The 9,345-nt window shown below is 43.9% G+C and carries 9 protein-coding genes and 2 pseudogenes; 7 read left to right on the top strand and 4 right to left on the bottom strand.

Features of this window, described 5'->3' with window-relative positions; all coding sequences use genetic code 11:
* The 4 genes and pseudogenes from C6G87_RS07590 to rpmE all read right to left on the bottom strand — a co-directional run.
* A pseudogene (locus C6G87_RS07590) lies at positions 1 to 703 on the bottom strand (hypothetical protein); the annotation flags it as partial.
* Positions 700 to 1,383, bottom strand: coding sequence for a TrmH family RNA methyltransferase (locus tag C6G87_RS07585; RefSeq protein WP_104752910.1), 684 nt, complete (start codon positions 1,381 to 1,383; stop codon positions 700 to 702). The gene C6G87_RS07585 and the pseudogene C6G87_RS07590, both read right to left, overlap by 4 nt.
* The gene (rsmI, locus tag C6G87_RS07580; RefSeq protein ID WP_104752909.1) at positions 1,380 to 2,216 is read right to left on the bottom strand and encodes a 16S rRNA (cytidine(1402)-2'-O)-methyltransferase; all 837 of its coding nucleotides are present in this window, start codon (positions 2,214 to 2,216) and stop codon (positions 1,380 to 1,382) included. Before rsmI ends, C6G87_RS07585 begins: the two co-directional genes overlap by 4 nt.
* 2 nt (positions 2,217 to 2,218) lie before the next feature.
* Complete coding sequence (rpmE, locus tag C6G87_RS07575) at positions 2,219 to 2,422, bottom strand: 50S ribosomal protein L31 (protein ID WP_104752908.1); 204 nt, start codon at positions 2,420 to 2,422, stop codon at positions 2,219 to 2,221.
* 121 nt (positions 2,423 to 2,543) lie between these two features.
* Between rpmE and gltX the strand changes: the two genes are divergently transcribed.
* The 7 genes and pseudogenes from gltX to C6G87_RS07540 all read left to right on the top strand — a co-directional run.
* Positions 2,544 to 3,890 (top strand): glutamate--tRNA ligase, encoded by a 1,347-nt coding sequence (gltX, locus tag C6G87_RS07570; protein ID WP_104752907.1) that lies wholly within the window; start codon positions 2,544 to 2,546, stop codon positions 3,888 to 3,890.
* On the top strand, positions 3,880 to 4,173 hold the full coding sequence (locus C6G87_RS07565; protein WP_104752906.1) for a YggT family protein: 294 nt from the start codon (positions 3,880 to 3,882) through the stop codon (positions 4,171 to 4,173). Before gltX ends, C6G87_RS07565 begins: the two co-directional genes overlap by 11 nt.
* 2 nt (positions 4,174 to 4,175) lie before the next feature.
* Positions 4,176 to 5,816 carry a lytic transglycosylase domain-containing protein gene (locus C6G87_RS07560; RefSeq protein ID WP_233709068.1) on the top strand — a complete coding sequence of 547 codons (1,641 nt, stop codon included), beginning with the start codon at positions 4,176 to 4,178 and terminating at the stop codon, positions 5,814 to 5,816.
* A 1-nt stretch (position 5,817) separates the two neighbouring features.
* On the top strand, positions 5,818 to 6,642 hold the full coding sequence (gene galU / locus C6G87_RS07555) for a UTP--glucose-1-phosphate uridylyltransferase GalU (protein ID WP_104752905.1): 825 nt from the start codon (positions 5,818 to 5,820) through the stop codon (positions 6,640 to 6,642).
* Positions 6,642 to 7,040, top strand: coding sequence for a hypothetical protein (locus C6G87_RS07550; RefSeq protein ID WP_104752904.1), 399 nt, complete (start codon positions 6,642 to 6,644; stop codon positions 7,038 to 7,040). Before galU ends, C6G87_RS07550 begins: the two co-directional genes overlap by 1 nt.
* Positions 7,041 to 7,049: 9 nt before the next feature.
* On the top strand, positions 7,050 to 8,330 hold the full coding sequence (murA, locus tag C6G87_RS07545) for a UDP-N-acetylglucosamine 1-carboxyvinyltransferase (RefSeq protein ID WP_104752903.1): 1,281 nt from the start codon (positions 7,050 to 7,052) through the stop codon (positions 8,328 to 8,330).
* Positions 8,331 to 8,694: 364 nt separating this feature from the next.
* A pseudogene (locus tag C6G87_RS07540) lies at positions 8,695 to 9,345 on the top strand (hypothetical protein); the annotation flags it as partial.

Raw genomic sequence — 9,345 nt, 5'->3', positions numbered from 1 at the left:
CCACTACATTGCTTTTATCAACAGGAATCTCTGTAGACTTTTCTGGAACTGATGCGGACTTTTCTAGAGTTTCTGCAGGTTTTTCTAGGGTTTTAGATTGCCCCAGTAATGTCAATGCATCTTGAATTGTGGGGGTAGAAGAAGATTGAGGCGTAGTTTGTGAGGAAGTTTGTGGGGCGGGCGAGGGGGGTGTGGTAGGAGTTTGTGGGGCGGGCGGTATAGATTCTTGGGGCGAGGGGATAGGTGGGGTATTTTGATCCTCTTGACTGGGGGCGTATCTGCTATGATAAATGTAAGCCCCCACTCCTACAAGCAAGACTAAGGGCACTAACCATGCCCATTTGGAAGTTTTTTTAGACTTAAAAGAAGTAACAAGCACTTCTGGATCTGTGCGTTTAGTATCCACAAAGGGAAGTTCTGTTGTGGTGTTATTAGTTTCGTTTTCTACGAGTGGAGCCTTCATAAAGAGGGTTTTGTCATACTCTACAAGCCAATGACTCAAATTGAGCCCGTACTCTTTTTCTAAGATTTGGATGAAACCTACCGCACGCACGCGTTGCAAATCTTCGAACCGCTTTTCTAAAATCGCCTCGAGTTTAGGATTAGCAATCTTAGTCGCTTGAGCGATTTCTTTAACGCCCTTTTCGCGCAAAATGGCTAAATTCCTATCCAGTTCCTCTAGTTTAATCTGTTCGTCTATCATAATGCTCTATCCATCATAATTGCTCCTGCCACGCTCACATTGAGCGATCCCACTTTGCTCTGCATACCAATGTGCACAATGCGATCCATCTTACGCAAGATTTTAGGCGTTAACCCCATCCCCTCGCTCCCCAAAAAGATCGCCAAAGGGTGTTTAAACACCACTTGACGCACATCATCCCCTTGTATATGCGCCCCATAGCAATACACTCCCGCATCTTTGAGTTCTTGCACAGTGTCTAGTAAGCGCGGACACACACAAAAAGGTACTTCATAAAGCGCACCCATACTCGTACGTGCTAACCCTTCATAGGGTAATTGCGTGTCCATAATCACCCCTTCAAAACCCAAGCACGCCACGCTACGGAATAATGCGCCCACATTCCCCACATCGGTGAGTCCACATAGGACTAAAATCCTATTCATATGTTTAAGTGTAGCAAGAGAACTACTCTTGGGGGGGTGCACTTTAGCTAAAAAACCCTGATGGTTGCCCCCTCTTGCCATCGCTTGGGCTTTTTGAGAATCCACGCGCACGATGGTACTACCATGTTCGCGTCCATGTGCGCGCAAACGCGCAAAAAGAGCCTTATCCACTTCTTTGGATAAGTACCATTCTAAAGCCACACTAGGATAATGCGTCAAGATGTGTAAGACAACTTGTTTGCCAAAAAGAATCATTGGCGCGTACTCGATGCATAAAGGGCTTTAGTCGATATACCCTTGAGTTTAGCAAGCAGCTTCGCCTTAATTTTAGGAGGCAGATCCATACTTTCAATTTCTCGATAAGACAAGCTAGGCTCAGTGCGCGCGCGCACAGCACACACTAGCACCCATTCACCCAATAACGCCTTAGGAGGCAGAGTTTTAAATTTCTCATAAATTTCTAGGGCACTACCCTTGTGGCGTTGCTCGTAAAGCTTAGTCATCTCTTTAATGGCAAATAAGGGGCACTCCGGAAGCATGAAAGCTAAATCGCCAAGTGTGTCTAGCAGACGCTTAGGACTTTCATAGAGCACCCATGCGATTTCTTCTTGCAATGCCGCACAGCTTGCAATAAGTTTAGCGATCTTCGCACGCCGCTCCGCGCTTTTGGGAGGTAAAAATCCTACAAAATGAAAAGCTTTAATATCAAAACCACTCGCACTATAAGCGCTCACACACGCGCTAGCACCTGGTAACACTTCATAATCGATGCCATGCTCTTGGGCAAAACCTACTAGTCTAGCCCCCGGATCGCTTACACAAGGCATACCCGCATCGCTCATAAAACCCACATGCTGATTCTGAAAAAACGCGCTCCCCACTCGATTTAAAAACGCTTCCTGATTATGAGAATGGAAAGGATAAAAAGACTTGTGAGCTACTTTAAAATCCCTCTCCAGTAGAAACAACAACCTCTTAGTAACACGCACATCCTCACATAAAAGCGCATCGCAACGGCTCAAAACTTCAAGAGCGCGTAAGGTCATATCTTTTAGATTGCCAATAGGTGTGGGCAACAGACTTAACAAAACTATTGCATTTTGTATTTTTGTCTAAATTTTTCTACGCGTCCCGTTGTGTCTGCAATCTTATCACTCCCCGTATAAAAGGGATGGCAAAAGCTAGAAATGTCAATGCGTAACTCGCTTTTTGTGCTAAGCACCTCGATTTGCTTACCGCTGGTAACACAAGTAACTTTACAAGGCACATACTCCGGATGGATTCCTTTTTTCATAAACAACTCTCCATAAAGTTTTCGGGATTGTAGCTAAATTTTGCTTAGCCTATCGTCAACACTTGATATTTTCAGTTAAAACTCTTTAGGCTATAATCCCACCCAAAAAAGGCTTTTTTTAATGCTTCGTTTTGCGCCTTCACCAACTGGGAATATGCATATTGGGAATTTGCGCGCCGCTTTGCTTAATTTCATCGTGGCACGCCAACTTCAACGTCCCTTGATGGTACGCATTGAAGACACGGATAGCGCGCGCAACATCGCACATAAGGATCAAGAAATCTTAGAGCTTTTAGGTAAGATGGGTATTTCTTGGGATCGGTTAGTCTATCAGAGTGCGAATTTACCCACGCATTTGGATTATGCACAAAAACTTTTAGATCGGGGTTTAGCTTTTTACTGCCATTGCACCCCTGAGTTTTTACAAGAACAAAAGCAGCGTGCTTTACAGGAAAAACGCCCCTTCCGTTACCACGATGCTTGGGCACTTTTACAAGAAAAGAGCAACCCCAACCCGGTTGTGCGCCTGAGAGGAAGCACGCACGCGCTCAGTTTTAAGGACCAAATTAAAGGCGTGATCCGTTTTGAACCTCATGAGCTTGACAGCTTTGTGATCTTACGCGCCAATAAAACCCCTACTTATAATTTTGCCTGTGCATGTGATGATTTTACCTACAAGATCAGCTATATTATTCGGGGCGAAGATCATATTAGCAACACACCTAAACAAATTCTCATCCAGCAAGCCTTAGCTCAAGTCTTGGAAGTCAACTATCAAGAGATTGCCTATGCTCATTTACCCCTTATTCTTAACCACGAAACGGGTAAAAAAATGAGCAAGCGCGATGCGGCTTCTAGTGTGGTTTGGCTCTTGGAGCAAGGCTTTTTACCCCAAAGTGTGGCAAACTATCTAATTTCTTTGGGCTATAACCCGCCCACAGACACCTTTAGTCTGCATGAAAGTTGCGCATGGTTTGAACTCACTAGACTAAGTAGCGCAAATGCACGCTTTGATCTATCTTATCTACGCCACCTTAACCACAAGCACTTACTAAACCTAGAACCTCAAGAGCTCCAACATCTCCTAAAGTTAGATCACCCTCAAAAGGGCGCGCTCGCCCGTCTTTTCCTAGAAGACTCTAGTACCTTACAAGAGTTGCAAAGCAAGCTAGAAGCGATGTTTAGTCCCAAAGATATTGAACAAGATTATGAAGGGGAAAATTTTTATGATCGTTGCCTGAAGTTATATAGAGCCTTGCAAACTTTAGACTTCGCACAATTAGAAGATTTTGCGCATTTTAAACAAGTTGCCATGCAAGCTAGTCAGCTCAAGGGCAAGGATTTCTTTAAGCCCTTACGTATTTTGTTCACCGGACAGGTACACGGCATGGAGCTGAGTTTGCTTTATCCCTTTGTACGCGCCTTTGCCCACGAAATTCTGATCTTAAAGGTTTCTTATGGTTCTTAATACTATTTTAGGCGCGCTCGCTACCATTTTGCATAGTTTGATCACGATTTATACTTGGGTAATTATCATTGCCTCAATTCTAAGTTTTATCAGACCCGATCCTAACAATCCATTGGTGCAAATCCTTTATCGCCTTACAGAACCCCTTTTTGCTAAGATGCGATCCCTTTTGCCTTTTCTAGTTTTTAATGGGCTCGATCTCTCAGCCTTAGCAGTCATTATTCTTTTGCAATTTATTGACATGACTTTCGTGAAACTCTTGTTTGTTTATGCACAAGGGTGAGTGTGTTTAGACTTTTGCTCTTGTGTTTTGTATGCTCTATCTTAGGGGCTGAATCTCTGAGTCTAGACTTTCTTAAAAGCAAACCCGCGGGCATTGCGCGCGATTTTTATATTTGGATGTTTCTTAAAGAATCGAGCACCACCACCCAAGATGCTAAGGCTGCTTATAAGCTCGTAACTTACAAAAGCGTAGCGATCCAAGAAGCGATGCGCGCCAAAGGGGCTTTGAGTTTTGGTATTGCTAATCTTTGTGGTAGTCTTCCACTTAAAGAACTCGCCCTCAAAGATGCCCATTGTATCGCGCTAGGCTTGAATCTTTCTAGGGTTTTTGCTAGCGCTAAACACAGATCAGAACGCGCGCTCTTGGAACTAATACAGGGCAAACTAGCCAAAGATTACCCTAAACTCAACACTTCCATTGGGATTTTATTGCACCATAATATCCTAAAAGCCCTCTTTGCAAGTAGTGTCTCAACCCTTGTTCTTATTTATAACGCGTTGCCTTATGAACAGCGCTTGCAACTTTTAGATCACCACATTAATCCCACTTTGCTTGAATCTTTTATCAACCAAAATAACCCTAGGCTCAACCAAATAATCCAACGCATTGTGGTCGATGCGCGTTTTACGCACTTTAAAAAATCTTTGGCTAAAGCCAATATTACTAACACCGATAATAAAACCTTTTTTGCGCTTGGGATTAACGCAGTCATTGAGAATAAGGAAGATAAGGCACTAGATTATTTCAAGCGTAGCGCCTATCTAGCTAGCACTCCTTTTCTTAAAGATAAGTCTCTTTTTTGGCAGTACCTAATTAGTCAAGACCCTGCTATTTTGGAGAGCTTGAGTCAAAGTAGCAACCCCAACCTCTTTAGTCTTTATGCCAATTTCAATTTGCATAAAGTCCCAACCTATCAGCTAGTAACCACCTTGCAAGCTCACTATAAAGATCCTCCCTTTGATATCACCGATCCTTTTGCTTGGCAGGTTTTTAGAGATAAGACTTTAGCGATGAAAGAGGGCGCAGCGCGCGATCAGAGGCTGGAGAGTCTCAAAACTCCCCAAACCCTTCCACATTTGGCGTATTTTTTAAGCCGTTACAACACGGGACAATATTACTTTTTAGCCCCCTATGAAAATATCATTTCTTGGAGCTCTTTACAAGAAAAAGCCCTCGCTTACGCTATCGCCCGCCAAGAGAGCTTACTTTTACCAGCCCTAGTTTCGCGTTCTTATGCTTTAGGCTTGATGCAGATCATGCCATTTAATGTAGCGCACTTTGCAGCACAAATGGGTGTAGGTCCTACTAAGCTCACTGACATGTTCAACCCTAAAATTGCCTTGCCCTTTGGTAACCATTATCTCAACTATCTCAAAGCCGAATTTGAGCATCCTCTCTTTGTCGCCTATTGCTACAATGCAGGACCGGGATTTTTCAAGCGTCTCTTAACCCAACGCCATTTTTTTAGACATGGCAAGTTTGAACCATGGTTAAGTATGGAGCTTGTACCCTACGAAGAAACCCGTATTTATGGGCAAAAGGTTATGGCAAATTACATCATTTACCAACGCATTTTTGCTCCCTATGCCAAACCTCTTGATCTTAATGCCTTTTTTAACGCCACACTTAAATCTAGGAGATAATATGATCAAAAAATGCCTTTTCCCTGCAGCTGGTTACGGCACACGTTTCTTACCCGCCACCAAAGCCATGCCCAAAGAAATGTTACCCATTGTGAACAAACCTTTGATCCAATACGGCGTAGAAGAAGCGATGGAAGCTAAATGCGATACAATGGCAATTGTTACAGGACGGGGCAAGCGTGCCATTGAAGATCACTTTGATATCAGTTATGAGCTTGAGCACCAAATTAATGGCACGAATAAGGAAGAATACCTTAAAAGTATCCGTGCCGTTATGCAAGCCTGTCGGTTTTCTTACACCCGTCAACACGAAATTAAGGGGCTAGGGCATGCTATTTACACTGCCCAAACCCTTATTGGCAATGAGCCCTTTTGTGTGGTATTAGCAGATGATTTGTGCATCAACCCCCAAGGACCGGGTGTACTTAGTCAAATGGTCGCACTTTATGCCAAATACCAATGCTGTATTGTTGCCATTGAAGAAGTACCTATAGAAGAGGTGCATAAGTATGGGGTAATCAAGGGGCAGGAGATCGCTAATGGGGTTTACCAAGTGATGGACATGGTTGAAAAACCTAAGGCTGAGGAAGCCCCTAGCAATTTAGCCATCATCGGGCGCTACATTCTCACTCCTGATATTTTCGCTGTGCTCAAAAACACCAAACCGGGTAAAAACCAAGAGATTCAAATCACAGACGCACTTCTTGAGCAAGCCCAACGCAAGCAGGTTTTAGCTTACAAATTTCAGGGCAAACGCTATGATTGTGGGAGCTTTGATGGCTTTGTGCAAGCCACCAATGATTTTTATCAATTGGTGAGGGGCTGATGGGCGATCTGTGGTTTTATGCCATTTACTGGAGCGCTGGTTTTTTTCTAGCCTTCCCTATTTTCATTATCGGGCTGATCTATACATATTTCCAGCCCCCACCCCCCCGCGCTAAACCCCCCTCCTTAAAGGATCTTCTTAGTAAGTTTAAGATACTCAAGACCCAAGAAGATTTTGAAGCGATTTTAGAGAACTTCACCAAACATTACACTATCTTCCCCAAAGATGCCAAAGAAGGCGACTGGTTAGAGCTGATTGAAGACATCGCCGAGAGCGAATATATCGATATCGATTCGACCATTAAGTTTGGACATGATTTAGAAAATGCTAATCCTAAGCTCTCTAAATCTATTGCCAACACTATAGGGCTTGCGCTCAAACACAAGAAAAAAGACTAAGGACGCGTCGTGGACTATTTAGAAATCAAGGGGCAAGAGCCTTTAGGCGGAAGCATAGCGATTTCAGGAGCCAAAAATGCTGCTCTGCCTATTTTGGCGTGTGCTCTGCTAGGTGGGGCACACACCTCTATCACCAATTTACCTGCTGTAGCAGATGTGCGTGCGATGACAACTCTCTTAGAACACTTGGGCGTGCAAATAATTTGGGAAGATTCTCACACTCTTACATTGGATGCTAGTCACATTCTTCATCTAGAGGCTCCCTATGATATTGTGCGTAAAATGCGTGCCTCTATTTTAGTGTTAGGTCCATTATTGGCGCGTTTTGGGAAATGCAAGGTAAGTTTACCCGGAGGGTGTGCGATTGGAGCACGCCCGGTAGATTTACATTTAAAAGCCCTAGAAAAAATGGGGGCACAGATTCATATTGAACAAGGCTACATTGTCGCTAAAGCCAAAAGAGGGTTAAAAGGCTGTGATGTGGTATTTGATAAGATCAGTGTTACGGGCACGGAAAATATCGTCATGGCAGCCGCACTAGCTAAGGGAGAGAGCAAGATTATCAATGCAGCCAAAGAACCTGAAGTGGTGCAACTTTGCGAGTTTTTACAGAGTGCTGGGGTGGAAATAAGCGGAATAGGGAGCAGTGAAATTTGCATTCAGGGTACACAACAAGAAAATTTAAATTTTAAACCTATAGAGATTATCCCCGATCGTATCGAATGTGGAACCTACCTCTGTGTAGCGGCTATCACTAACTCTAAAATGCGCTTTGCTCATGCTAATGTCCATCATTTAGAAGCTGTCTTGGGAAAATTGAGCGAAATTGGCTTTAAACTAGATATCCAAGAGTTAGCACCCAACCAACACACTATTGACATATCTCCTGCCTCCACACGCGCTCCTTTTGAAATCATCACAACCGAATACCCCGGCTTTCCCACCGACTTACAGGCTCAATTCATGGCATTAGCTACGCAGTGTGCAGGGGGAAGCTTGATTGAAGAGCGTTTGTTTGAAAACCGTTTTATGCATGTGAGCGAATTGCAGCGTATGGGCGCACAAATCAGCTTAAAGGGCGCACTAGCACGTATCAAGGGGGGAGGCATGCTTATGGGGGCTGATGTGATGGCTACCGATTTGAGGGCATCGTCCGCATTGGTGTTAGCCGGACTGGTAGCTAAGGGTAAAACTCGAATCCATCGTATTTATCATTTAGATCGAGGTTATGAAAATTTAGAATCCAAAATGAGCGCTCTAGGAGCTAAAATCAAACGCTTAAAATCCTGAGTATCTATCTTGCCCAAGTAAGACCTCAAGCACCCAGTCGAGTGTACTTTTTCACCAAAGGAGTTTTTGCTAAAGATATCTATTTAAAAAAGTGTAATAGTTATTTTTTTGCGAATTTTCTCATTGCGTTAAAATGGCAATGAGATTTTTGCAGGAGCAAACACTGCACCACTACTTTAAAGGGTTCGCACTACATCGTGGAGATACTGTTCTAAGAATAGTTAATGTCGGCATTTAAAATTTATTCGGCTGGATTTAAACAAGCTTGTTTTACCCGTTTGCCTAGATGTTATTCATGATGTTGCATAAACTTATTTGCTAAATGATCACATTTACCAACATAGCTCTCCTCAGTCTCAACTAATTGTTATCCTATGCTAAAGGGCAGGGGGATCGGCTAGATAATCTAAGCAAGATCACCCAAGCCCTGCGCGCCCCTAATCGCGAAGTCTTAGAGTTGCATATGTTAGATCGCTTGTTTAAGCGCTCTTTAGTGGAGACAGAAGATTTAAGCGTTTTTGATAGCCATGCCTTTTTTAAACATTTGGACGCGCTCAAGGCAAGCACATTCCAATCACAGGGGGCAAAGGACTTCATAGAGATCGCTAAGGGCTTTCATCGTCTCTTTAACCAAGACGCCAAACTAGCCCGTGCCCTCAAGCCCACAACCGGGGGCGTGCTTAGTAGCTCGATTGCTACGAGTGTAGAGGGGGCTGTGAGTTACCAAGTTACTAAGGCGTTATTTGATTTTATGGTGCGCACCACCCCCCATGTGCCCTATGCAAGAACCTTAAATGACAAGGTGCGCGTTGCTGCGCTCAAATACCATCTTAAAAGCGCTTTGAACAAGAGTCATAGTATTGAGGAGTTTAAAACCCATTTGCGCGCTCTAGGGCAGCGTGTGGAGTTTGACAACGCCACCCGCGCGCTGATTAGGGAGATTGAGGGAAGTATCCCCCCTGATGATGGAGGCGGTGGGGGTGGACTTGTGCCTCTCAAAGGGGATAGCCCACAA

Origin of the sequence: Helicobacter baculiformis (assembly GCF_900197685.1) — a bacterium.
Classification (GTDB): domain Bacteria; phylum Campylobacterota; class Campylobacteria; order Campylobacterales; family Helicobacteraceae; genus Helicobacter; species Helicobacter baculiformis.
The sequence above is the reverse complement of the archived record's forward strand: the minus strand, read 5'-3'. Positions and strand labels throughout refer to the sequence as shown.